Source organism: Streptomyces coelicoflavus, from assembly GCF_045041415.1.
GTDB lineage: Bacteria > Actinomycetota > Actinomycetes > Streptomycetales > Streptomycetaceae > Streptomyces > Streptomyces coelicoflavus.
The window spans coordinates 7,660,969-7,684,091 of sequence record NZ_CP108218.1 but is presented as its reverse complement, the minus strand read 5'-3'; the positions used below and the strand labels follow the sequence as shown (position 1 = coordinate 7,684,091).

General features: G+C 72.8%; 23 protein-coding genes. 14 read left to right on the top strand and 9 right to left on the bottom strand.

What is annotated here, in order from left to right; all coding sequences use genetic code 11:
- Positions 1-23 precede the first annotated feature (23 nt).
- Positions 24-1,478 (top strand): benzaldehyde dehydrogenase, encoded by a 1,455-nt coding sequence (locus OHA99_RS34640; protein ID WP_153181365.1) that lies wholly within the window; start codon positions 24-26, stop codon positions 1,476-1,478.
- Between the two features lie 90 nt (positions 1,479-1,568).
- Positions 1,569-2,843 (top strand): aromatic acid/H+ symport family MFS transporter, encoded by a 1,275-nt coding sequence (locus OHA99_RS34635; RefSeq protein ID WP_366473698.1) that lies wholly within the window; start codon positions 1,569-1,571, stop codon positions 2,841-2,843.
- Between the two features lie 72 nt (positions 2,844-2,915).
- Here OHA99_RS34635 and OHA99_RS34630 read toward each other — a convergent pair whose 3' ends face one another.
- Together OHA99_RS34630 and OHA99_RS34625 are read right to left on the bottom strand one after the other, a co-directional pair.
- Positions 2,916-3,683, bottom strand: a complete 768-nt coding sequence (locus OHA99_RS34630) for a PepSY domain-containing protein (RefSeq protein WP_153181363.1) — start codon at positions 3,681-3,683, stop codon at positions 2,916-2,918.
- A gap of 109 nt (positions 3,684-3,792) precedes the next feature.
- Positions 3,793-4,779, bottom strand: a complete 987-nt coding sequence (locus OHA99_RS34625; RefSeq protein WP_153181362.1) for a LysR family transcriptional regulator — start codon at positions 4,777-4,779, stop codon at positions 3,793-3,795.
- A gap of 214 nt (positions 4,780-4,993) precedes the next feature.
- Between OHA99_RS34625 and snpA the strand changes: the two genes are divergently transcribed.
- Positions 4,994-5,692, top strand: coding sequence for a snapalysin (gene snpA / locus OHA99_RS34620; protein WP_164385972.1), 699 nt, complete (start codon positions 4,994-4,996; stop codon positions 5,690-5,692).
- 100 nt (positions 5,693-5,792) lie between these two features.
- Here snpA and OHA99_RS34615 read toward each other — a convergent pair whose 3' ends face one another.
- A complete protein-coding gene (locus OHA99_RS34615; protein WP_153181360.1) occupies positions 5,793-6,485 on the bottom strand; it encodes an adenosylcobinamide amidohydrolase in 693 nt (230 codons plus the stop codon).
- Between the two features lie 176 nt (positions 6,486-6,661).
- Between OHA99_RS34615 and OHA99_RS34610 the strand changes: the two genes are divergently transcribed.
- Positions 6,662-7,012, top strand: a complete 351-nt coding sequence (locus OHA99_RS34610; RefSeq protein WP_007446395.1) for a hypothetical protein — start codon at positions 6,662-6,664, stop codon at positions 7,010-7,012.
- Positions 7,013-7,448: 436 nt separating this feature from the next.
- On the opposite strand, the gene OHA99_RS34605 is transcribed toward OHA99_RS34610, so the two are convergent.
- Together OHA99_RS34605 and nsrR are read right to left on the bottom strand one after the other, a co-directional pair.
- Positions 7,449-8,645 (bottom strand): globin domain-containing protein, encoded by a 1,197-nt coding sequence (locus tag OHA99_RS34605; protein WP_153181358.1) that lies wholly within the window; start codon positions 8,643-8,645, stop codon positions 7,449-7,451.
- A 72-nt stretch (positions 8,646-8,717) separates the two neighbouring features.
- Positions 8,718-9,164 carry a nitric oxide-sensing transcriptional repressor NsrR gene (gene nsrR / locus OHA99_RS34600; protein WP_153181357.1) on the bottom strand — a complete coding sequence of 149 codons (447 nt, stop codon included), beginning with the start codon at positions 9,162-9,164 and terminating at the stop codon, positions 8,718-8,720.
- A gap of 150 nt (positions 9,165-9,314) precedes the next feature.
- On the opposite strand from nsrR, the gene OHA99_RS34595 reads away from it, so the two are divergent.
- The gene (locus OHA99_RS34595) at positions 9,315-9,797 is read left to right on the top strand and encodes a hypothetical protein (RefSeq protein WP_153181356.1); all 483 of its coding nucleotides are present in this window, start codon (positions 9,315-9,317) and stop codon (positions 9,795-9,797) included.
- Between the two features lie 24 nt (positions 9,798-9,821).
- Here the strand turns inward: OHA99_RS34595 and OHA99_RS34590 are convergent, their stop codons facing one another.
- Together OHA99_RS34590 and OHA99_RS34585 are read right to left on the bottom strand one after the other, a co-directional pair.
- Positions 9,822-11,543: an MFS transporter gene (locus OHA99_RS34590; protein WP_153181355.1), complete on the bottom strand. Its 1,722-nt coding sequence runs from the start codon at positions 11,541-11,543 to the stop codon at positions 9,822-9,824.
- Positions 11,540-11,992: a MarR family winged helix-turn-helix transcriptional regulator gene (locus tag OHA99_RS34585; RefSeq protein WP_228126263.1), complete on the bottom strand. Its 453-nt coding sequence runs from the start codon at positions 11,990-11,992 to the stop codon at positions 11,540-11,542. The genes OHA99_RS34590 and OHA99_RS34585 overlap by 4 nt, the downstream gene beginning before the upstream one ends.
- A gap of 111 nt (positions 11,993-12,103) precedes the next feature.
- Here OHA99_RS34585 and OHA99_RS34580 point away from each other — a divergent pair, with 111 nt between their 5' ends.
- The 9 genes from OHA99_RS34580 to OHA99_RS34540 all read left to right on the top strand — a co-directional run bounded on the left by OHA99_RS34580 (position 12,104) and on the right by OHA99_RS34540 (position 20,198).
- Positions 12,104-12,796: a GAF and ANTAR domain-containing protein gene (locus OHA99_RS34580; protein WP_153181353.1), complete on the top strand. Its 693-nt coding sequence runs from the start codon at positions 12,104-12,106 to the stop codon at positions 12,794-12,796.
- 172 nt (positions 12,797-12,968) lie between these two features.
- Positions 12,969-14,951 (top strand): ATP-binding protein, encoded by a 1,983-nt coding sequence (locus OHA99_RS34575; protein WP_405698715.1) that lies wholly within the window; start codon positions 12,969-12,971, stop codon positions 14,949-14,951.
- The gene (locus tag OHA99_RS34570; RefSeq protein ID WP_007446518.1) at positions 14,948-15,355 is read left to right on the top strand and encodes a roadblock/LC7 domain-containing protein; all 408 of its coding nucleotides are present in this window, start codon (positions 14,948-14,950) and stop codon (positions 15,353-15,355) included. Before OHA99_RS34575 ends, OHA99_RS34570 begins: the two co-directional genes overlap by 4 nt.
- Positions 15,352-15,699, top strand: a complete 348-nt coding sequence (locus tag OHA99_RS34565) for a DUF742 domain-containing protein (RefSeq protein ID WP_153181352.1) — start codon at positions 15,352-15,354, stop codon at positions 15,697-15,699. Before OHA99_RS34570 ends, OHA99_RS34565 begins: the two co-directional genes overlap by 4 nt.
- Entirely contained in the window at positions 15,680-16,321 is a 642-nt protein-coding gene (locus OHA99_RS34560; protein WP_007446524.1) for an ATP/GTP-binding protein, read from the top strand. The genes OHA99_RS34565 and OHA99_RS34560 overlap by 20 nt, the downstream gene beginning before the upstream one ends.
- Positions 16,318-17,559, top strand: a complete 1,242-nt coding sequence (locus OHA99_RS34555) for a cytochrome P450 (RefSeq protein ID WP_366473692.1) — start codon at positions 16,318-16,320, stop codon at positions 17,557-17,559. The genes OHA99_RS34560 and OHA99_RS34555 overlap by 4 nt, the downstream gene beginning before the upstream one ends.
- Positions 17,556-18,779, top strand: a complete 1,224-nt coding sequence (locus tag OHA99_RS34550) for a cytochrome P450 (protein WP_405698713.1) — start codon at positions 17,556-17,558, stop codon at positions 18,777-18,779. The genes OHA99_RS34555 and OHA99_RS34550 overlap by 4 nt, the downstream gene beginning before the upstream one ends.
- Before the next feature lie 98 nt (positions 18,780-18,877).
- The gene (locus OHA99_RS34545; protein WP_153181349.1) at positions 18,878-19,282 is read left to right on the top strand and encodes a hypothetical protein; all 405 of its coding nucleotides are present in this window, start codon (positions 18,878-18,880) and stop codon (positions 19,280-19,282) included.
- A 112-nt stretch (positions 19,283-19,394) separates the two neighbouring features.
- Complete coding sequence (locus tag OHA99_RS34540) at positions 19,395-20,198, top strand: ribonuclease BN (RefSeq protein WP_153181348.1); 804 nt, start codon at positions 19,395-19,397, stop codon at positions 20,196-20,198.
- Positions 20,199-20,245: 47 nt separating this feature from the next.
- Here the strand turns inward: OHA99_RS34540 and OHA99_RS34535 are convergent, their stop codons facing one another.
- Together OHA99_RS34535 and OHA99_RS34530 are read right to left on the bottom strand one after the other, a co-directional pair.
- Positions 20,246-21,280 carry an SDR family oxidoreductase gene (locus OHA99_RS34535; RefSeq protein WP_405698711.1) on the bottom strand — a complete coding sequence of 345 codons (1,035 nt, stop codon included), beginning with the start codon at positions 21,278-21,280 and terminating at the stop codon, positions 20,246-20,248.
- On the bottom strand, positions 21,277-23,079 hold the full coding sequence (locus tag OHA99_RS34530; RefSeq protein WP_366473690.1) for a thiamine pyrophosphate-requiring protein: 1,803 nt from the start codon (positions 23,077-23,079) through the stop codon (positions 21,277-21,279). Before OHA99_RS34530 ends, OHA99_RS34535 begins: the two co-directional genes overlap by 4 nt.
- Between the last annotated feature and the right edge of the window lie 44 nt (positions 23,080-23,123).

The window sequence follows — 23,123 nt, the reverse complement described above, 5'->3', positions numbered from 1 at the left end:
AGATCCCGACGAGAGGGAAGAAGATGACACTCCTGGACAGCGAGGTCTGGGGCGGAAAGTTCTTCAGCGACGGCTGGCGGGACTCCCCCGCCGAGCAGCCGGTGACCGAGCCCGCCACCGGCGACCGGCTCGGCACGGTGGGCCTGGCCACGGCCGAGGACGTGAACCGCGCCGCCGCCCGGGCCGCCGAGGCCCAGCGCGCATGGGCGGCGACCTCGCCGCAGCGCCGCGCGGCCGTGCTGCGGCGCGCGGGTGAGCTGTTCACCGAACACGCCGCAGGGATCGAGGACTGGCTGGTGCGCGAGGCCGGCTCGGTGCGGTCCAAGGCGGGCTTCGAGGCGGGGCTGGCGATCGGCGAGTGCTTCGAGTGCGCCGGGCTGCCGACCCATCCGCAGGGCGAGGTGCTCACCTCGGAGGACGCGCGCTGGTCGCTCGCGCGGCGCCGGCCCGCCGGTGTCGTCAGTGTGATCGCACCGTTCAACTTCCCGCTCATCCTCGCCTTGCGTTCCGTGGCTCCCGCGCTGGCGCTCGGCAACGCCGTGCTCCTCAAGCCCGATCCGCGCACCGCGGTCAGCGGCGGCGTCGTCATCGCCCGGATCTTCGAGGAGGCGGGGCTCCCGGCCGGCGTCCTGCACCTGCTGCCGGGCGACGGCGAGGTCGGCCGGGCGGTCGTGGAGGCGCCCGAGGTCCGGGTGATCTCGTTCACCGGCTCCACGCCGGTCGGGCGGGCGATCGGCGAGCAGGCGGGGCGACTGCTGAAGCGGGCGCACCTGGAGCTGGGCGGCAACAACGCGCTGGTCGTGCTGCCCGGTGCGGACGTGGCGAAGGCGGCGTCGGCGGGGGCGTTCGGCTCGTATCTGCACCAGGGGCAGATCTGCATGACGACCGGCCGGCACATCGTGCACGAGTCGCTGGTGGAGGAGTACACCGCCGCGCTCGCCGCGAAGGCCGAGGCGCTGCCGGTGGGCGACCCGGCGCGGGAGGACGTGGCGCTGGGTCCGATCATCGACCGGCGGCAGCTGGAGCGGGTGCACGGCATCGTCACCGACAGCGTCGCGGCGGGCGCGAAGGTCGCCGCGGGCGGCGAGACCGACGGCGCCGGCTACCGCGCCACCGTGCTGACCGGTCTGACCACGGACATGCCGGCCTGGCGCGAGGAGATCTTCGGTCCGGTCGCGCCCGTCATCTCGTTCTCCACGACGGAGGAGGCCGCGCACATCGTCAACGACTGCGAGTACGGGCTGTCGGTGGGCATCCTCGGCGACGTCGGTACGGCGATGAAGCTCGCCGACCGGATCGACTCCGGCAAGGTGCACATCAACGAGCAGACGGTCAGCGACGAGCCCAACGCACCCTTCGGCGGGGTCAAGGCCTCCGGCACCGGCTCCCGGTTCGGCGGCGCGGCGGCCAACGTCGAGGCGTTCACCGAGACCCAGTGGCTCACGGTGCGCCCGGACATCGCCGACTACCCGTTCTGATCCCTCCGGTCACCCGTACCGGTCCCACCCGGCCGCCCCGGCCGGTCCGGCTCCGCTCACTCACACCCGTCCCCCGGGGGGAGAGTCATCATGGCTTCCACCACCACGTCCGGCGCGCCCGCGCAGACCGGCCGCGCCGGCAGCGGCACCTGGACGGTGATCCTGTGCTGGATCACCGTCCTGCTCGAGGGCTACGACCTGGTCGTCCTCGGCGCCATCATCCCCACCCTGCTCAAGACCCACCACCTCGGCATGACCGCGGGCGACGCGACCACCATCGCGACGCTCTCGCTGGTGGGCGTCGCGATCGGCGCGGTCTGCGTCGGTCCGCTGGCCGACCGGCTGGGCCGGCGCCGCCTGCTCATCGGCTCGGTCGTGCTCTTCTCGGTCCTCACGATCGTGGTGCCGCTGGCGAACTCCGTCGCGATGTTCGCCGCGCTGCGCCTGCTGGCCGGTCTGGGTCTGGGCGCCTGCATGCCGGTCTCGCTCACGATGATGGCCGAGCACATGCCGGCCAGCCGCCGGGCGCGGGCCAGCACGCTGACGATGACCGGCTACCACACCGGTGCGGTGATCACCTCGTTGCTGGCCCTCCAGGTGACCGACAACTGGGAGATCCTCTTCTACCTGCTCGGCGTCGTCGGCCTGGTGATCGCCGCGATCCAGTGGTTCAAGCTGCCGGAGTCGGAGGCCTTCGTGCGGGCCAAGCAGGACGGGGCGCAGCGGGTGCCGTTCACCGAGCTGCTCAAGCCGGCGTACCTGCGCGCGGGCATCGGCATCTGGGTCGCCTCCTTCATGGGCCTGCTGCTGGTGTACGGCCTCAACACCTGGCTGCCGAAGCTGATGAACGACGCCGGCTACCCCGTGCCGACGGCCGTGACCCAGCTCCTCGTGCTCAACGTCGGCGGCGTCGTGGGCCTGGTCCTCGGCGGGTTCGTCGCCGACCGGCGGGGCATCAAGGGCACCACCATGGTCTGGTTCGCGGTCTCGGTGCTCATGCTGGGGTGTCTGAGCGTCAAGATGGAGAGCGACCTGCTGCTGAACGTGGTCGTCTTCTTCACCGGCGTGTTCGTCTTCTCGGCCATGGTGCTCGTCTACGCCTACGTGACGCACTACTACCCGGCGTCCGTGCGGAGCACCGCGCTCGGCTCGGCGTCCGGGATCGGCCGGATCGGCTCGATCGTCGGCCCGTCGATCACCGGTGCGCTGGTCGCCTCGGGGGTCGGCCACCCGTGGGGCTTCTACTTCTTCGCCGCGGTGGCGGTCCTCGGTTTCCTGGCCGTACTGACGCTGCCGCGCGGCGGGACCGGGCCGGCGGCCGAGGCCGGTGCGGTGCCCGCCGCGCCCGCCGCACCGGCCGGGTGACGCCCTGACGGCACGAGGAACGGGAGCAGTGGGCCGCGCGGCCCGCTGCTCCCGTCGGTGTCAGGGTGGGTCTCAGTCCTTGTCGACCTTCTGGCCCAGTACCTTGCCGTTGGCCGCGTCGACCTCGACGGAGGTCTTGTTCCAGTTCTCCTTGTCGACCACGTCGACGTCCCAGACGACCTGCTGGTTGTCGTTGTCACCGAGTTCGACGTGGGTGACGGTGCCCTTGGCCTTCTCGGTGGCCGCCTTGACCGCCTGCTCCGGGGTCTGCTTGGCCTTGTCCAGCCACTCGGTGATCTGGGTCTTGTCGTCGGGGTCCTGGTCCGGGTCGACCATGGTGCGGAAGACCTTGCCGTTCGCCGCGTCGATGTCGATGCGGTGCAGGGTGCCGTCGGGCTGGGCGACCTTGGCCTCCCACTCCGGGGCGCCCTCACTGGGGGCCGGGTTCGGCATGCTGGGGCTCGCCGACCCGGTCGGCGAGCCGCTCGGCGACGCGGTGGCGTCGGCGTCGGTCCGCTTGAGTTCGAGGTCCACGAGCTTGCCCTCGGGGACCTCCTTGACGGCGGTGTCGGCAGCCTTGTCCCAGGTGACCTTCGCCGCGGAGACGAGGTCCTTGCGCTCGGTCTTGTCCTCGTTCATCGAGGCCGACGCCGAGCCGGTGGAGGACGGGGACTGGGTATCTGTGGCGGTCGTGGAGGGGGACTCGGTCTGTGCCGCCTCCGCGACGCTGGAACGGTTCGTATCGGCGTTGCTGCAGGCCGTCAGAAGCAGGGCGGAGGCGCCCAGGGCACCCGCCACGGCCAGCGAACGCACGGGGGGAAGTCGTCGTGCAGAGCTCATGATGCTGTCCGTAACCGTTCCGTCACGCAGACACACCGGACCGGTGCGAAAATCACCCTATTGGCCGGAAGGTGCGGCGCCCTCGCGGGCCGCGGTGCCGGCGGAGCCTTCAGCGGGCCCGCACGAACTCCACCCGGCCGCCTCCCGTGGCGGCCACCGGGCACCGGGGCAGTGTCCGGACCCCGCCGCCTTCCAGCCACTCCCGGTACGCGGTGGACTGGCGGGCGACCTCCCAGTATGCGTCCTCCAGCGCCGGGAAGACGGCGTCCAGCTCGGCCCGGGTGCGGGCCGCCAGCAGCAGGCGTACGCCGAGGGGGTCGCCGGACAGGCGCCGTACCGCCATGTCGGGCCGGGACTGGGAGCTGGGCTGGCAGACGGTGACGACCTCGCCGGTGGCGACGAGGGAGGCGGCGGTGTGGTAGTCGCCGTGCAGTACCCGGGGGTTGAGGCCGACGGCGCGCAACATGCGGTGCACGCCGTCCCATTCACCGTCGACGGTGGGGTCGACCATCCACCGGTCCTCGGCGAGATCGGCGAGCCGGACGACGGGCCGGACGGCCGCGGGGTGGTCGGCCGGCAGCATGACGAACTGCGGTTCGCGCTCGACCAGGACCCGCACCCGCAGGCCCTCGGGGATGTGCAGGGAACTGCCCTCGACCTCGTGCACGAAGGCGACGTCGAGCTGGCCGTCGGTGACCCGGCGCAGCAGCGCGTTGGCGGAGACGTCCATCTGCAGCGTCGGTTCCAGGCCCGGCCGTCTGAGCCGGCGCAGCCAGCCGGCCAGGGCACGGCTGGCCGTGGAGCCGACCCGCAGCCTGCTGTCGCCGCCGGCCGCGGCGGCCCGGGCCTCGCAGACCAGGGTGCTCATGTCGGCCAGCAGGGGACGGGCCCGGCCGAGCACGGTGCGGCCGAGCGGGGTGGGGCGGCAGCCGGTGCGTTCCCGGACGAACAGGGGGCCACCCAGGGCCTGTTCGATGCGGGCCAGCTGGGTGCTCAACGTGGGCTGGGCGACGCCCAGTTGGCGTGCCGCCCGGTGCAGGCTGCCTGCGTCGGCGATGGCGCACAGCGCGCGTAGGTGCCTCACCTCGAGCTCCATGCAGGGAGCGTAAGGCGGAACAGTTGGTTGCGCCAGGTGAACAAAAGGCGGCGGACCAGGGCGAGTTCTGCACTCTGGTCAAAGCCGCAACGAATGGCCGGACGCGGGGGATAGCCCGGCCCTATCACCTGTTGCCATCATCACAGCGGGCGCACGGGCGCTCCACACTCACCGGTGACGACTTCTCCCCACTCCCCCACTCAAGGAGTCATCGATGCGTATCAGCCTGCCCCTGCTGTCCACCGCGGTCGGTCTCGGCCTGACGGCCGCCGTGCTCGGCACCGGCCCCGCCGCGACGGCCGCGGCGCCCCAGGAGCCGGTCCGGGCCGCCCAGGCGGCCCAGTCCGGCTACCTGCCCTCGGCCGGCTCGGGCGAGGACGCGGCCGCCAACCGGGCGTTCTTCGAGGCGGTCGTCAAGTCCGTCGCCAAGAAGCGCGCCGCCGGTCTCTCGCCGTCGGCCGCCGCGTCCGTCACCGTCTACTACAGCGCCGCCAACGCGCCGAGCTTCCGCTCGCAGATATCGCGCTCCGCCCAGATCTGGAACAGCTCGGTGTCCAACGTGCGGCTCGCGGAGTCGAGTTCCGGCGCGGACTTCGCGTACTACGAGGGCAACGACTCGCGCGGCTCGTACGCCTCCACGGACGGGCACGGCAGAGGCTACATCTTCCTCGACTACCGGCAGAACCAGCAGTACGACTCGACCCGGGTGACCGCCCACGAGACCGGCCACGTGCTCGGTCTGCCCGACCACTACTCCGGACCGTGCAGCGAGCTGATGTCGGGCGGCGGCCCCGGCCCGTCCTGCACCAACCCCTACCCCAACTCCAACGAACGCAGCCGGGTGAACCAGCTGTGGGCCTACGGCTTCCAGGCCGCCCTCGACAAGGCGCTGGAGAAGACCTCCCAGCGCTGACGTCGCGGCGGACAACGTGGGGGCGGCCCGGCCGGGCCGCCCCCGCCTGCGTGTGCCCGCGGCCCGCGCACGCGTGCCCGCGACGGCAGGGGCGCGGCGTTCAGGGACGGACGGGGGCGGGCAGCGCCGCGCCGACGGCCCGGTGGACGGCGCGGGCGAGCCGGGCGCCCCACTCGGAGCGGGGGCCCGCGAAGGCGTGCACCTCGGCGCCGTCGGCCGGGGTCCTGGCGGCGACGCACACCGCGTCGGTCGGGGTGCCGGAGCAGTCGAGACCGGCGTCGAGCAGCGCCTGGACCTTGGCCTCGGTCGCCGTCATCACCGCGTTGACGAGGGCGGCGTCGCTCAGCGCGACGGGCAGCGCGGCGACGATGTTGATCGTTCCGGGGGGTGCGGCCCCTGCGGCGCCCTCGTCGGGCACCGCCGCCCAGCCGCGCACCGAGACGCCGGCGGTCGCCACGGCCTCCGCCCCGCCGTCCCGCGCGCGTCCGTGGGCGGACACGTCGGCGGCCGTCATCAGGCCCACGCCGGGGCCGCGGGCACCGGCGGCCCGGGCCAGGCCGGCGAGGTGCCGTGCCGGGTCGGTGCGCCGGTAGCCGTGGGCGACCTGGGCGTTGAGCACCCACGCGGGCTCGGCGAGTCCGCCGCCCAGTACGGCGCTGCTGACCGTGCGCCAGCCCGGCCCCGGGCGCCACAGCAGGGCGTGCAGCCGTTCGCCGTCCTCCACCCGGGTCAGGTGTTCCAGGTCCATCAGGGGGGTGGTCCCGGCGCGGGGCGGAGGCAGGAGGGCGGGCACGGGTCGGGGGCTCCCAGCGGCGATCGGCGGAGGTCGGAGGCGGACCGGACGATGGTACTCAGCGCCGGTGCCACGGCGGCCGGCCACCCGGTCGGGTGCGGGACGCATTGCGGACCCGGGTCCGGGCACCTTCACTGAACACAACTTCGCCACGAGGCGACGGATCGGAGGCCGCGATGCTGTCCCACACCCTGGAGCATGGGGTCCTGGTCATCACGGTGGACCAGGACCCGGGAATCGACGGGCGGGCCGCACTGACCACGCACATCACCAACCTGGTCGACGCCCATCGGCCGGCCCCCGTCGTCATCGTCCTGACCGAGCGGGCCGCCGGCCACGCCGCGGTCAGCGCGGTGCTCCGGGCCCATCAGTGGTGCGGGCGGCTCGACGTCCTGATGTCCGTCGTGACCCACAGCGCGCCGGCCCGGCGGCTGCTGGAGAACAACGCCGACACCTCGGGTCCGCGCCTGGTGGTGCACGCCCGCGTCGACACCGCGATCAGCACCGCGTTCACCGCTGCGGCCTAGGGGGTGTCGTTTGGATCAGGTCGGCTCCAGGCGACGGTGCCTTGTGGCCGGCCCGAGCGGGGTTTGGTGCGTGCAGCTGCAAGGCGGAGGAGGGCGACAGGGCGGAGCCCTGGCAACCGACGACAACGCCGCAGATGGGCGTGCCAAACCCCGCGACCCCGGCAAGATCCAAACGACACCCCCTAGGGGCCTGTCCGGCGGATCAGGTCGCAGGAAAGACAGGGCACCTAGTCCGCGCCGGTGAGCGGGGTCCGGTGCGTCCATGTGCAAGGCGGAGGAGGGCGTCGACGCGGAGCGTCGGCAACCGACGACAACGCCGCAGATGGGCGTGCCGGACCCCGCGTCTGCGGCATGATCCGCCGGACAGGCCCTAAGCCCGTAGGCGAGTTCCGCGGCGGCCGGGCGTCGGCGGCCGGCCGCCGGCGAACCACCGCTGTTACTGCTGTCCGAGCCAGAGGTCGGGGCCGAACACCTCGTAGTGGACGGCCTCGGCGGGCACCCCGCGGCGCAGCAGGTCGCCGCGGACCGCGCGCATGAAGGGCACCGGGCCGCACAGGTAGACCGTGAGGTTCTCGGGCAGATCGATGCCGCTGAGGTCGGCGCGGCCGGTGGACGCCTCGGTCGTCCGGTCGCCGGGCTCCTCGTACCACAGGTGGAGCCGGGCGTCGGGCAGTGCGCGTACCAGGTCGAGCTGCTCCTGCCGGTGGGCGTGGTCGTCGGGGGTGCGGTCGGCGTGCACCACGGTCACCGGGCGGGTGGCGCCCGCGGCGGCCAGGTGGTCGAGCATCGCCAGCATGGGCGTGACGCCGATGCCGGCGGAGGCCAGCAGCAGCGGGCCGTCGTGCTCCACCAGGCCCAGGTCGCCGAAGGGCGCGGACGTGGTCAGCACGTCGCCCTTGCGGGCGTTCGCGTGCAGCCAGGAGGAGACCTCGCCGTCGGGCCGGCCGCCGCCCTGGACGCGCTTGACGGTGATGCGCAGGTCGGGCCGGCCGGGCGCGGCGGACAGGCTGTACTGGCGGATCTGGCGGGCACCGTCGGGCAGTTCGACCTGGACGCCGATGTACTGGCCCGGACGGAAGGGAGCCGGGGCACGGTCGTCGGCCGGCCGCAGGACGAGGGAGACCGCGTCGGCGCTCTCCTCGACCCGGTCGACGATCTCCATCGGCCGCCAGACGTCTCCGGCCTCGACACCCGTCTCCGCGTAGAGCCGGGCCTCCAGGGCTATGAGCGCGTTGGCCATCAGCCAGTACACCTCGTCCCAGGCGCGGGCGACCTCGGGAGTGACGGCGTCGCCGAGCACGTCGACGATGGCGGCCATGATGTTCTCGTGGACGATCGTGTACTGGTCGGGGGTGATGCCGAGCGAGGCGTGCTTGTGCGAGATGCGCGAGAGCATCACGTCGGCGCGCTCGTCGGGGTTCTCGAGCAGCATGCCGGCGAACGCGGCGATGGAGCCCGCCAGGGCCCGCTGCTGCTCGCCGTTGGCCTGGTTCCCGCGGTTGAACAGGTTCCGCAGCAGGTCGGGGTGGGCGTCGAACAGCTTGCGGTAGAACACGTCGGCGATGTCACCGATGGCCGCCCCGACGGCGGGAAGGGTGGCTCGGACCACGGGAACGGACTGCTCGGAGAGCACAGCGACTCCTTAATTGGTAGATCAGATGCGTGTTTTGGGTCACGACTCGGCGACCGTCGGGAGCGGCACCCCTCAGCCCGGGGGGCGCTCCGTCAGGCCGATCAGAACCGGGCCGGTCGGTGAGGCCACCAGGTCGGTCACGGTCAGCGGGTCGAGTGCGGCGTAGAACGCCTCCTGGGCGTCCCGGAGGGCACCGCGCAGCCGGCAGGCCCCGCGCAGCGGGCAGGGACTCTCCCCGTCGCAGTCGACCACCTCGGCCTCCCCCTCCAGCTCCCGGACCAGCCAGCCCACCGAGGCGTACCGCCCCAGGTCGGTCAGCGTCAGCCCGCCGCCGCGACCGCGCCGCGCCTCCACCACACCCAGGTGCCGCAGGCGGGTGATGGCCTTCGCCGCGTGCGTGTACGGCACACCGACGACCTCGGCCACCTCTCGGGTGGCCATCGGTTCGTCACCGTCTCTCACGACCGCCAGGCGCATGACCGAACGCAGCGCCAGGTCGGTGAACTTCGTCAGCCGCACACCAGGAAGCTATCAAATGCGCATGCTAGATTCGCCTTTACCGGGGGTACGGGCCCTGTGCGGTGCGTCACTGGACCGGCCGCCCCCGGAGCGCGTCGCTCAAGTGGGCGGCGTCCAGGCACGGTTGGGCACACGGATCGGCGGCATCTGATGGCAGTGGAAGACGGCGGCTCCTCCGGTACGGGGGCGGACTCCGGGACGGCGGGAGACTCCGGTGCGGCGGGGGGCTCCCCCCTCCCCCGGCTGCTGTGCGACACGGCGGAACTCGTGTCCCTGGGGAGCGACGCGCCGGCCGGCGCCCTGTGGAAGCTGGCGGAACCCGGACGGCAGCTCGACGCCAACGTCGTCCGCCTTCCCGCCGGGGGCCGGGTGGACACGCACACCGAGCCCGACCTCGACGTCCTGCTCCTCGTCCTCGCCGGTGAGGCGCGCCTCGACTCCGCCGACGGCGGGCATGCCCTGCGCGCGGGCGCCCTGACCTGGTTGCCGCACGGTTCGACCCGGGCCGTGGTGGCCGGACCGGACGGGGTGACGTACCTGACCGCGCACCGCCGGCGGCCCGGCATGCGCATCCAGCCGCCGGAGGCCGCCGACCGGCTGAGGAGGCCGCTGGAGGGCGGCAACGGCGTCTGACCGGCGGCGGGCTGCGGGGGCGTCTCAGCGCGTCTCGGCGCGCAGCTCCGTCAGCGACCGCACCGTCAGGGGGCGCGGTTCCTCGTCGGGGTCGACGAGGACGACGGTGCAGGTGGCGGCGTGGGTGAGGGCGCTGGTGAAGCTGCCGTCGGCGAACTGGGTCAGCGGGCCGCGCGGGGAGCGGCCGACCGCGATCGTGCGGGCGCCCACCTCGGCGGCGTGCCGGGCCAGGGCGCGACCCGCGGCGGCGTGGTCGCCGACGCCGGTGAGGATCTGGCCGGTGGCCGCGACACCGAGGCCGCCGAGCCGGTCGAGGTGCGCGGTGACGGCGGCCTCCGCCTCGGCGTCGGTCTCGGTGTCGGCGGCCTGTTCCTCGACGACGGCGGTCTGCCGTACGTGGACGACCTCGAGCGGGCTCGAGGTGGCGCGAGCGAGCCGTGCGGCGGCGTCCACGACGGCAGCCGCCTCGTGGTGGGCGCCTACGGCCACGACCACGGGCGACGCGCCGGTCGCGGCCGGGGTGCCCACCGGGGTCAGCGTCGGACTCACGGGCGCTGCCTCGCCGGGGTCCGTCTCGGCCCGGCCGAGCAGCCGGTGGCCGCTGGCCAGGACCGGGATGGCGAGCAGGAAGGTGGCGGCACCGAGGTAGAAGGGGACGCTCAGGTCGGTGGCGTCGGCGAGCTTCCCGGCGACGTAGGGGGCCAGACCGCCGCCGATGAAGCGCAGGAAGCCGTACGCGGAGGAGGCCACGGGGCGCTCGACCGGCGAGACGAGCATGACGGCCTGGGTGGTGAGGGTGTTGTTGACGCCGATGAACGCGCCGCTGACGACGACCGCGACGATCACGGTGGTGGGGTCGGTGACCCCGGCCGCTATGACGGCCATGACGACGGCGAGGCCGAGCAGGTTGGCGTAGAGGACGGGCGCGGTGCCGTAGCGGGCCTGGAGGCGGGGGGCGAAGAAGACGCTGAAGGCGGCGACCAGCAGGCCCCAGCCGGTGAAGACCAGGCCGAGTTCGTGGGCGTCCAGCTCCATCGGGTACGGGGCGTAGCCGAGCATGGTGAAGAAGCCCCAGTTGTACAGCAGGGCCATGATGCCCATGGTCAGCAGGCCGCGATGGCGCAGTGCCTTCAGCGGGGCCAGCGGTGAGGTGACCCTTTTGGGCCTGGGCAGGTCGGGGACGAAGGCGAGGGTGGCGATCAGGGCGACGGCCATCAGTGCGGCCACGCCGAAGAAGGGGCCGCGCCAGCTGATGCCGCCCAGTTCGCCGCCGAGCAGCGGGCCGACGGCGATGCCGAGGCCCAGGGCGGTCTCGTAGAGGATGATCGCGCCGCTGAAGCCGCCGCTGGCGGAGGCCACGATGACCGCGAGCGAGGTGGCGATGAACAGGGCGTTGCCCAGTCCCCAGCCGGCGCGGAAGCCGACGATGCCGTTGATGGAGCCGGTGGCACCCGCCAGGGCGGCGAAGACGACGATGACGGCGAGGCCGGTGACCAGGGTGCGCTTGGCGCCGATGCGGCTGGAGACCCAGCCGACGAAGAGCATGGCGACGGCGGTGACGATCAGGTAGCTGCTGAACAGCAGGGAGACCTGACTGGGGGTGGCGTCGAGGCTCTCGGCCAGCGCCGGCAGGATCGGGTCGACCAGGCCGATGCCCATGAACGAGATGACACAGGCGAAGGCGACGGCCCAGACCGCCTTGGGCTGCCGGAAGGGACTGGCGGCCTGTCCACGTGGTGCACTCATGCGCGGTCTTCCTCCGAGGTGTCCTGACGGTTGCGGATGACCCGGGCCAGGGCCAGGAGCGCGGTGGTGGTGGCCTGCTGTTCCGGCCCGGTCATGTCCTCCATGAGCTGCCGGAGGGCCACGGCACGTTCGGCGCGCCGCCGGGCCAGGACCTCGAGGCCGGCGGGCGTCACCGCCACGAGCACACCGCGGCCGTCGCTCGCGTCGGCGGTGCGACGGGCCAGTCCCGCGCGCTCCAGGCGCGTGACGAGCTGGGTCATGTTCGGCTGGGAGACGCCCTCGGCCCTGGCCAGCTCGGTCAGCCGCTGCGGCCCCTCGCGGCTCAGCCGGGCCAGCGTCGAGGAGGCGGCGGTGCTCAGACCGCCGGTCCGGGCGCTGTGCCGCACGTACCGGATCATCTGCTCCACGGCGATGATCAGGTCGTCCGGGCCCTGCGGCGACGTGTCCATAAGCGCATTATGCATTTAGATGTAGCATGAAACAAGGTGGTTGCCCCGGCCTCGCCCTGTTGCCCACGGCCGTCTCGGGGCACTCCTTCAGAGAGCGAGGGAGGAATCGGCATGGACGACTGGCGCGGGTTCGCCCAGCAGATGGCCTCGTTGGCCCGTGATCTGCTGGCCCAGGAATCGCTGAACGACACGCTCGAGAGGATCACCGCTTCGGCCACGGAACTGGTGGAGGACTGCGACGCCGCCGGCATCCTCATCCTGCGCGCCGATCACGTGCAGTCGCTGGCCCCCACCGAGCAGGTCGTCGTCGAAAGCGACGAGTTGCAGGGGCGCCTCAAAGAGGGTCCGTGCTTCGACGCCGCCCGCAGGGACACGGGCGAGCGGCACTTCCGGATCGCCGACTTCACCGACGAGGCTCGGCGCTGGCCCGAGTACGTCCCCGAGGCGCGCAAGCTGAACCTCGGCAGCATGATGGGCTTCCTGCTGTTCACCGAGGACGAGGACCTCGGCGCGCTGAACATGTACTCCTACAAGCCCGGCGCGTTCACCGAGGCCGACGAGACGGCCGGCTGGCTGCTGGCCTCCCACGCGGCGGTCGCCTTCTCCAGCGCGCGTACGCACGCCCAGTTGCAGGAGGCCATCGGCACCCGGCACGCCATCGGGGAGGCCATGGGCATCCTCATGGGCAGGCACCGCCTCACCGAGGACCAGGCCTTCGCGGCCCTGCGCCGCTACTCGCAGGACAACAACGTCAAACTGCGGGACGTGGCGGCCCGGGTCTGCGAGCAGGGTGGCCTGCCGTGAGGGAACCGGCAACTTGAGAGCACAAGCAAGAAGTTGAACACGTTTCTCTCTTTGGGATCACGAACACTCGTATAGTGATCGCCAGTTGAGTGCCGCGTGACAGCCCTCTGCTCGCATGCACCCCGTTGGACGACACGAGGGCCGCTACGGCGGCCTGGCGAGGACCCGATTGATGACCGCGCCCGCCCGCCCCGGCGACCGCCCCTCCCCCCGCGCCCTCGCAGCAGTGGCCCTGCCGTGCGCCGTCGTGGCGGCGCTGGTCGTCGGCGGCGCCGTGGCCGCGGCGCCCTCCTCGGTGCGCCTTCCGCTCGGGCTGGGCGCGGGCGCCGCGGCGATCCTGCTCACCGCGGCCCTGACGGCGGCCGTGCACGCCGTCCGAGCGGAGCGGGCCACACGGCGGCTGCTGGCCGCCGCCCGGGCGGACGCGGATGCCGGGCGGGCCCGTGCGGCGGCCGAGGCCGTTCGTGAACGCGGCGCTCTCGCCGCGGAGTTCGCGCGCGAACGGGAGCGGCTCACGGAGGGTTTCGAGCAGGAGCGCGCGCGACTCGCCGGGCAGCGGGCCGCGGAGACGGCCCGCCTCGCCGAGGAGAGCGCCCGCCTCGGCGCGCGGCTCAAGCGCGCCACCGCCGAGCGTGCCGCCGCCGTCTCCGCGACCGCGAACGCGGCCGGCCGGATGCAGGCGCTGGCCACCGGGATGCTCGCCGACCTGCGCGCCATGGAGGAGCGGCACAGCGACGAGGAGGTCCTCGCCGACCTGCTCCACCTCGACCACCGCACCGCGCAGGCGGGCCGGATCGCCGACTCCGTGGCCGTCCTCACCGGGGCGCGCTCCGGCCGGCGTTGGGCGCGGCCGATCGGCATGGAGTCGATCCTGCGGGGCGCCATGGGCCGTATCGCCGGCTACCAGCGGGTGCGCGTGCACTCCACCAGCGACTCCGCGGTCGCCGGGCACGCCGCCGAGGGCGTCATGCACGCGCTGGCCGAACTGCTCGACAACGCGGCGAACTTCTCCCCGCCGACGGCGGAGGTCCACGTGTACGTGGAGGAGGTGCCGGCCGGGGTCATCGTGTCCGTGGAGGACAGCGGGCTGGTGATGGGCGAGGTGCAGCTGCGCCGGGCCCAGCAGGCGGTGGCCGGTGAGACGGCCGGGCTCGGTGGCCTGACGGGCACCCGGCTCGGGCTGGCCGTGGTGGGGCGGCTGTCGGCCAAGTACGGGCTGAAGGTGTCCTTCCGGCCGTCCGCACGCGGAGGCACGGGTGTGCTGATGCTCGTCCCCCAGGACATCCTGAGCGGCCCCGCCGTCTCCGACGCACCGACGCCGGTGCCGGCGGTCCCGACCACGCCGACCACGCCGACGGTCCGGGCGGACCGGGGACGGGCGCCCGCACCGTCCGCCGCCGAGGCCGGCACCGAGCCCCCACCTCCCGCGCAGACGGATGGCGAGCCGCTGCCCGTCCACGACCACGCGGACCGGGAACAGGACGGAAACCGGGACCGGAACCGCGACGGGGAGCGGGACGGGGTTCAGGACCGGGACGGGCTTCAGGCCCCGGGCCGGGCTCCGGACCAGGACCGGCAGCAGGCCCCGGACCGGGGTCAGGGCCGGGACGGGCAACAGGAACCCAACCGGGGTAAGGACCAGCACCGGCACCAGGACCCAGACCGGAGTCAGGACCAGCACCGGCACCAGGGCCCAGACCGGGGTCAGAACCCGAACCGGCACCAGGACCAGGACCAGGACCGGCATCAGACCCCGGACCAGGTTCAGGACGTGGACCAGGTTCAGGCCCCAGACCGGCATCAGGCCCCGGACCGGGATCAGAACCCGGGTCGGGATCAGGGACAGGGCCGGGATCAGGGACAGGACCACAACCGGCACCAGGGCCCGGCGGCGCAGGGCCAGGCCGCCGTGGAGCTGCCCAAGCGGCGCCGCGGCCGTACCCTCGCCGCCGCCGAACGCGCCCGGGCCGCCGCCCGGGCCGCCGAGCCGCGCCCCGCCCCCTCCGCCGACGACGCCAAGGCGCGCGCGGCCCGCTTCAGCAGCTTCCGCCAGGCCGTACGGAACACCACCGGCGCCGCACCCGAACCGGCCGAGACGGCCCCCGACCATCCGTCCCACTCACCCGCGCACCCGGAAGGCGACACCACTCCATGACCGGCTCGACCACCGCCGACGAGAAGCTCACCTGGCTCATCGAGGGCCTCCTGGAGCGCACTCCGGGCGCGCGGCACGCGCTCGTCCTCTCCCGTGACGGACTCAAGCTGTGCCGCACCCCGGAGCTCTCCGTCGACCAGGCCGACCAACTGGCCGCCATCGCCGCCGGGATCCAGTCGCTGTCCCACGGCGCCTCCGTGGAGTTCGGCGACGGCAGCGGCGGGGTGCGCTCGGCGATGGCCGAGTTCTACGGCGGGGTCCTGTTCATCGTGGAGGCCGGTGAGGGCGCGCACCTCGCCGTCGTCACCTCGGAGGACGCGGACGCGGGGCTCGTCGGGCACAACATGAGCGAACTCGTCGAGCAGCTCGGCGAGCACCTCACCGCGCTGCCGCGCACCTCATGAGCCGCCCCGGCAGGGACGACGCGCCCGACCGCCTGTACACCGTCACCCAGGGACGCAGCAGCTCGGGCCCCGACAACCCCTTCGACCTGGTCACCCTCGTGGTCGCCGAGTGCGAGCCGAGGCCCGGCATGCAGTCGGAGCACACGGCGATCCTGAGGCTGACCGAGGCCCCCACGGCCGTGGTGGAGATCGCCGCCGAACTGCGGCTCCCGGTGAGCATCACCAAGATCCTGCTCGCCGACCTGCACGCCGCCGGCCGGGTGAGCGCACGCCACCCGTACACGGCTGCCGTCCCCGACCCCGACATCCTGGAGCAGGTGCTCGTTGGACTCCGCAATCTCTGACGCCCGTACCCCGGCGAGCGCCCCGGCGCGCACCCCGCTGGGCGCGTCCGCAGACAACGGCCTGAAGATCGTGGTCGTGGGCGGGTTCGGTGTCGGCAAGACGACCATGGTCCGCTCGGTCAGCGAGATACGTCCCCTCAACACCGAGGAGACGATGACGCAGGCCGGTGCCGCGTTCGACGACATCAGCGAGGTGCGCGGCAAGTCCGCGACGACCGTCGCCTTCGACTTCGGCCGGATCAGCCTCGACGCGCGCAACGTGCTGTACCTCTTCGGCGCGCCCGGCCAGGAGCGGTTCTGGTTCCTGTGGGACCGGCTGTTCTCGGGCACGCTCGGCGCGGTGGTCCTCGTCGACACCCGGCGCATCGACGACTCCTGGTACGCCATCGACCGCCTGGAGCACCACGGCACGCCGTTCATCGTGGCCTGCAACGACTTCGGCGGCCCGGAGCACTCGCCCGAGGCGGTCCGCGAGGCCCTCGATCTGGACCCGCGGGTGCCGCTGGTCTCCTGCGACGCCAGGTCCCGGGAGTCCAGCAAGCAGGTGCTGATCACGCTGGTCGAGCACCTGCGGGCCCGCTACGGCGGCCACGCCGCCCCACCCCGACAGGAGTTCGTGTGAGCACCGACGCCCACGGCGTTCCGGGCGCCGTACCGCTCGGCGGCCCCCGCTTCCAGACCGATCCCGCCCTGCTGTACCGGCGGATGCGGCGCGAGCACGGCGCCGTCACACCGGTGGTGCTGGACGGCGACGTACCGGCCTGGCTGGTGCTCGGCTACCGCGAGCTGCACCAGGTGACCGGCGACCCGGTGCTGTTCAGCCGGGACTCGGACCTGTGGAACCAGTGGGAGAACATCCCGGACGACTGGCCGCTGCTGCCGATGATCGGCCGCAAGCAGCCGTCGATCCTGTACACGGTCGGCGAGCGGCACCGCGAACGCGCCGCCATGATCAGCGACGCGCTGGAGGCCGTCGACCCGCACACCCTGCGCGGCCACGCCGAACGCTTCGCCGACGAACTCGTCGACCGGCTCTGCGCCAAGGGCGAGGCCGACCTCGTCGGCGACTACGCCATGCTGCTGCCGGTGCGCGTGCTGGCCCGCCTGTACGGCTTCTCCGACGAGCAGGGCCCGGCGCTCGTCACCGCGCTCAACGACATGATCGACGGCAGGGAGCGGGCCCTGGCGGGCCAGACGCACCTCGCCACGTCGATGGCGGCGCTGCTGGCCGACCGGAAGGCGGCGCCCGCCGACGACGTCGCCTCCCGGATGCTGGCGGACGACGGCGGCTTCAGCGAGGAGGAGGTCGCCCAGGACCTGATGGTGATGATGGCCGCGGGCCACCAGCCGACGGCGGACTGGATCGGCAACTCGCTGCGCCTGATGCTCACCGACGACCGCTTCGCCGCGTCGCTCTTCGGTGGCCGCAACAGCGTCGCCGAGGCCATGAACGAGGTGCTGTGGGAGGACACGCCCACGCAGAACGTGGCCGGCCGCTGGGCGTCCCGGGACACGCAGCTCGGCGGGCGCCGCGTCCGGGCCGGCGACCTGGTGCTGCTCGGCCTTCAGGGCGCCAACTCCGACCCGCAGGTCCGCACCGACGGCTCCGCGCTCACCGGCGGCAACAACGCGCACTTCTCCTTCGGCCACGGCGAGCACCGCTGCCCGTTCCCCGCGCAGGAGGTCGCCGAGGTGATCGCGCGCACCGGCATCGAGGTCGTGCTCGACCGGCTGCCGGACATCGACCTGGCGGTGCCCGCCGGGTCCCTCACCCGTCGCCCCTCGCCCTGGCTGCGGGGGCTGACCGAGTTGCCCGTGCGGTTCACCCCGACCACTGCCCTGGGAGGCACGTCAGCATGACGACCGGCACCGAAGAAGCCCGGATCCCGCTGGACCCGTTCGTCACCGACCTGGACGGCGAGAGTGCCCGGCTGCGCGCGGCCGGACCGCTCGCGGCCGTGGAGCTGCCCGGCGGCGTGCCCGTCTGGGCGGTCACGCACCACGCGGAGGCCAAGGGCCTCCTGACGGACCCGCGTCTGGTCAAGGACATCGAGGTGTGGGGTGCCTGGCAGCGCGGCGAGATCCCCGCGGACTGGCCGCTGATCGGGCTGGCGAACCCCGGCCGTTCGATGCTCACGGTGGACGGCGCCGAGCACCGCCGGCTGCGCACGCTCGTGGCGCAGGCGCTCACGGTGCGCCGGGTGGAGCACATGCGGGAGCGGATCACCGAGCTGACCGACCGGCTGCTCGACGAGCTGCCCGCGGACGGCGGCGTCGTCGACCTCAAGGCCGCCTTCGCCTATCCGCTGCCGATGTACGTCATCGCCGACCTGATGGGCATCGAGGAGGCGCGGCTGCCGCGCCTGAAGGTGCTGTTCGAGAAGTTCTTCTCGACGCAGACCCCGCCCGAGGAGGTCGTGGCGACCCTCACCGAGCTGGCGCAGATCATGGGCGACACGGTCGCCGCGAAGCGCGCCGACCCCGGGGACGACCTGACCAGCGCGCTGATCCAGGCGTCCGAGAACGGTGACCACCTCACCGACGCGGAGATCGTCTCGACCCTCCAGCTGATGGTGGCCGCGGGGCACGAGACGACGATCTCGCTCATCGTCAACGCCGTCGTCAACCTGTCCGCCCACCCCGAGCAGCGGGACCTGGTGCTGGCCGGGAAGGCCGAGTGGTCCGCGGTGGTCGAGGAGACGCTGCGGTACTCGACGCCGACCTCGCACGTGCTGATCCGGTTCGCGACCGAGGACGTGCCCATGGGCGACAAGGTGATACCCGCCGGGGACGCGCTGATCGTGTCGTACGGCGCGCTGGGCCGCGACGAGCGGGCGCACGGTCCGACGGCGGGCGGTTTCGACCTCACCCGTACGTCCGAGAACCGGCACATCTCCTTCGGACACGGGCCGCACGTGTGCCCGGGCGCGGCTCTGTCCCGGATGGAGGCCGGGGTGGCGCTCCCGGCCCTGTACGCCCGCTTCCCGCGGCTGGACCTGGCGGTGCCGGCCGCGGAGCTGCGCAACAAGCCGGTGGTGACGCAGAACGACCTGTTCGAGCTGCCGGTCAGGCTGGCCTGACCGCGTCCGGCCGCGGCCGGGCACCTCACCCGCGGGGCGTTTGCTTCCCGCCCCGCGGGTAACTCCGGCATTCCGGACACCGATCCCCGGGAGTCGCCATGTGGAAGCGCAAGGGCAGGAAGGGCCGTCGGACCGCCAGGCCGGTCCCCATGGAGCTGTGCGACCTGTGCGCCAAAGTCTTCCCCGAGGACGAGTCGGTGACGGGCTACGTGCCGGACTCCTCCGCGGTGCACGCCACCCACGAGTGGTTCGACGGACTGCGACTCGTCACCACGTGCTCGGACGACCACTTCGACCTGATCAAGGCGGGCTACGCCGACCGGCCCTTCGTGGACGAGGAGCTGTGGGCGGCGAAGCTGACCCGGGCCCTGACCACCGGCCCGCCGGCCCTCAGCATGGACCAGCTCGGCTGCCGTACGGGCCTCCAGGAACCGCAGATCCGCGCCGCCATCCTCTGGCACAACGAGCGCATGCGGGAGGCCCAGCAGCGCACCGATCCCTGAGGCGGGCGACCGCGGCCGGGGCCCGTCCGGGTGCACCGACGTTTGCCCGGGCCCCGGCCGGGTCACTCAGTTCCCCGTCGCGAGCCATCGAAAGGACGCCCGAGGAGCACCCGTGAACCGGTTGTGGCGGCCGTTCCACCGTGCGTGGGACTGGTTGGCCGCGTCCGCGCTGGTCCGGCGCGGCCGGGACCTGGAGCTGATGCACCGGGCCATGGGCTTCGCCACGCTCGCGCTCGTCACGCTGGCCCCGCTGCTGATCGTGGTGGCCGCGGCCGATCCGCTGGGACGCGGGGGCTTCGCCTCCTGGCTGGCCGACGGGATGGGGCTGTCCGGTCGGTCGGCCCGTGTGCTGACCGACATCATCAGCCCACCGACCAAGATCGTCGGCACCACCAGCGTGTGGGGCGGAATCCTGCTCGGCGTGTTCGGTGTGTCCTTCGCGGCGAGCGTCCAGAACGGTTACGAGCGCATCTGGGAGCTGCCGTCCGGCCCGTGGCACCGCATCTGGCGCCAGATGACCTGGGTGGCCCTGCTGACCGCCTACCTCTACCAGGAGGTGCAGACGCGGACCGCGCTGCACGGTTCGGCGCGGATCGCCCTGTCCACCGCGAGCGGCATCCTGTTCTTCTGGTGGGGCCAGCACTTCCTGCTGGGCGGCCAGGTCCGCTGGCGCGACCTGCTGCCGGGAGCCCTCGCCACGATGGTGGGACTGATCGGGCTGCGCGGCTTCTCGTACCTCTTCTTCACCCCGCTCATCCTCGACAACGCGTTCAGCTACGGCGCGGTCGGCATCGTGCTGGTGGTGGAGTCCTGGCTGATCGGCGTCGGGTTCGTCGTCTTCGGCGGCGCGATGGTCGGGCACTGGTTCTGCGAGCACCACTGGTGGGCACGGAACATCGACCGCAGGCCGGACTGACCGCGGCTGCCGACCGCGCGGTCGGCAGCCGCGGTCGAGGACGGTGGTCAGCAGCCGGTGCGCCGCCGCAGGCCACCCGCGAGTGCCCCGGCGGCCGCCCCGGTCACCGCGGCGGCCAGGGCCAGCGGCCCGCGGTGACGGGAGATCCAGAACTGGAGGCTGCGCTCATGGGCCTCGTCGTCGAAGACGCCGTGTGCGCCGTAGTCGTCCGGGGCGGTGTCGTCCGCCGGCTTCCACAGGTTGGCCGGCCGTGACGGGTCGACGGGCCGACCGGTCTGCTGCCCGTCGTAGCCGGTGCGGGCCAGATAGCGGTCCAGGAGCCCCGGGGCGAGTTTCTGGCCCAGCAGGGTGGCGACGGTGGAGCCGCCGACCCAGTACATGCGCCGACGCGGATGATCGGTCGCGTACAGCACGGCCCGGGCGGCCACCTCGGGCTGGTAGACGGGGGCCACCGGGCGCGGATGGCGGGGCAGACGGGTGAGGACCCAGCTGAACTGGGGCGTGTTGAGCCCGGGCATCTGGACCATCGTCACCCGTACCCCGCTGCGGTCGTGCAGCAGCTCGCAGCGCAGCGACTCGGTGAACCCCTGGATGGCGTGCTTGGCCCCGCAGTACACGGCCTGGAGCGGGACGCTGCGTTCGGCCAGGGCCGATCCGACCTGGACGATGGTCCCGCGGTCGCGCGGCGTCATGCGCCTGAGGGCGGCCTGGGTGCCGTGCACGAAGCCGAAGTAGGTCACCTCGGTGGCCCTCCTCAGCTCCTCGGGCCGGATCTCCGCCACGGGGGCGAACACGGTCGAGAACGCGGCGTTCACCCATACGTCGATGGGGCCGAGTTCCTCCTCGATCCGGCCGGCCGCGGCGTCCACGGCCTCCGCGTCGGCGACGTCCACGACCAGGGGCAGGGCCTGCCCGCCGGCCTCGCGGATCTCCTCGGCCGCCCGCTCCAGGGCGTACTCGCCCCGGGCCAGCAGGGCGACCCTGTCCCCACGGGCGCCGAAGGCCCGGGCGGCGGCCCGGCCGACGCCGCCGGTCGCTCCGGTGACGACGACGACCTGCCCGCGACGTCGGGCGCCGCTCACTTCTTGCCCCGGCCGGGGAGGTGCTCCGCGTACTCGGTGAGCTTCTGGCGCACGCCCTTGGTGGCGATCCCGGTGGCCTCCGGGTCGTGCAGCGCGGCCTTGACGGCCTTCTTGCCCTGCTCCTTCATGATGTGCGGCGGGATCGGCGCGATCTCCGCGTCCACCTTGAACTCCAGGACCACGGGTCGGCCGGCGGCGAGCGCCTCGTCCCAGGCGGCGCCGACCTTCTTCGGGTTGTCGCAGACGATGCCCTTGAGGCCGAGGAGTTCGGCGTAGGCGGCGTAGGGCACGTCGGGGATGTCCTGCGAGCCCGGGTACTTGGGGTCGCCGGCCATGGCGCGCTGCTCCCAGGTGACCTGGTTGAGGTCCTGGTTGTTGAAGACGCAGAAGATGAAGGGCGCGGGCCCGGACAGGCGGTCCAGGTACCGCTTGACGGTGATCATCTCGTTCATGCCGTTCATCTGGAACGCGCCGTCCCCGACGAAGGCGATCACCGGCCGGTCCGGGTAGGCGAACCGCGCCGCGATGGCGTACGGCGTGCCGGGACCCATCGTGGCGAGGGTGCCGGACAGCGAGGCCCGCATGCCGTCGCGGAGCTTGAGGTGGCGGGCCCACCAGTTGGTGCCGGAGCCGGAGTCGGCCGACAGGATGGCGCCGTCCGGCAGCCTGGACGAGAGTTCGGCGGCGACCGACTGGGGGTTGATCGTCTTGCCGAAGTGCTCACCGGCCCAGCGGTCGCACAGGTCGTTCCACTCCCGGACGTCCTTCTCGATCTTCTTCCGCCAGCCGCGGTCCTTCTTGCGTTCGAGCAGCGGGATCAGTGCCCTCAGCGTCTCCTTGGAGTCGCCGACGACATGGGCGTCCATCGGGTAGCGGATGCCGATCATGCGGCCGTCGATGTCGATCTCGACGCCCTTGGCCTGGCCTTCCTCCGGCAGCCACTCGGAGTAGGGGAAGCTGCTGCCGATCATGAGCAGGGTGTCGCAGCCCCGGATCATGTTGTCGCTTGCCTTGCTGCCGAGCAGACCGATCGGACCGGTCACGAACGGCAGGTCGTCCGGCAGCACCTCACGGCCCAGCAGGGCCTTGGCGACGCCCGCGCCGAGCAGTTCGGCGACCTCGATCACCTCGGCCTCCGCCTTCGCGGCGCCCTGACCGACCAGCATGGCGACCTTGCCGCCCGCGTTCAGGACGCCGGCGGCCTTGCGCAGCTCGTCGGGGTCGGGCAGGACCCGGGGCCGGCTCCAGCCCACACTGGAGAAGACGGAGCCGTGCTCCCTCGGCGGGGACGGCTGGGCCTCCTCCTCCTGGATGTCGTTGGGGATGATGACGGTGGCGACGCCCCGGGTGGTCAGCGCGGTCTTGAAGGCGCGGTCGATGACGTGCCGGGTCTGGCCGGGATGGACGACCATCTGGCAGAACTCGGACACGTCCGCGAAGAGCTGGTCGAGGGCGATCTCCTGCTGGTAGTGGGTGCCCAGCGACAGCCGCTTCTGCTGGCCCACCACCGCGACCACGGGCTGGTGGTCGAGCTTCGCGTCGTAGAGGCCGTTGAGCAGGTGCACGGCGCCCGGTCCCGACGTGGCGACGCAACAGCCCACCTCGCCGGTGAACTTGGCGTGCGCGCAGGCCATGAACGCGGCCATCTCCTCGTGCCGGGCCTGGATGAACTCCGGGTTCCCGTCCGCCCGGTCGAACGCGCCGAGCAGACCGTTGATGCCGTCACCCGGATAGCCGTACACCCGCTGGACGCCCCACTCGGACAGGCGCTGGAGCACGTAGTCGGCGACTTGGGTCATGGAGCTCTCCCGGGCGTGTGTAGGGCATGGGCCGGCTTGTGGGG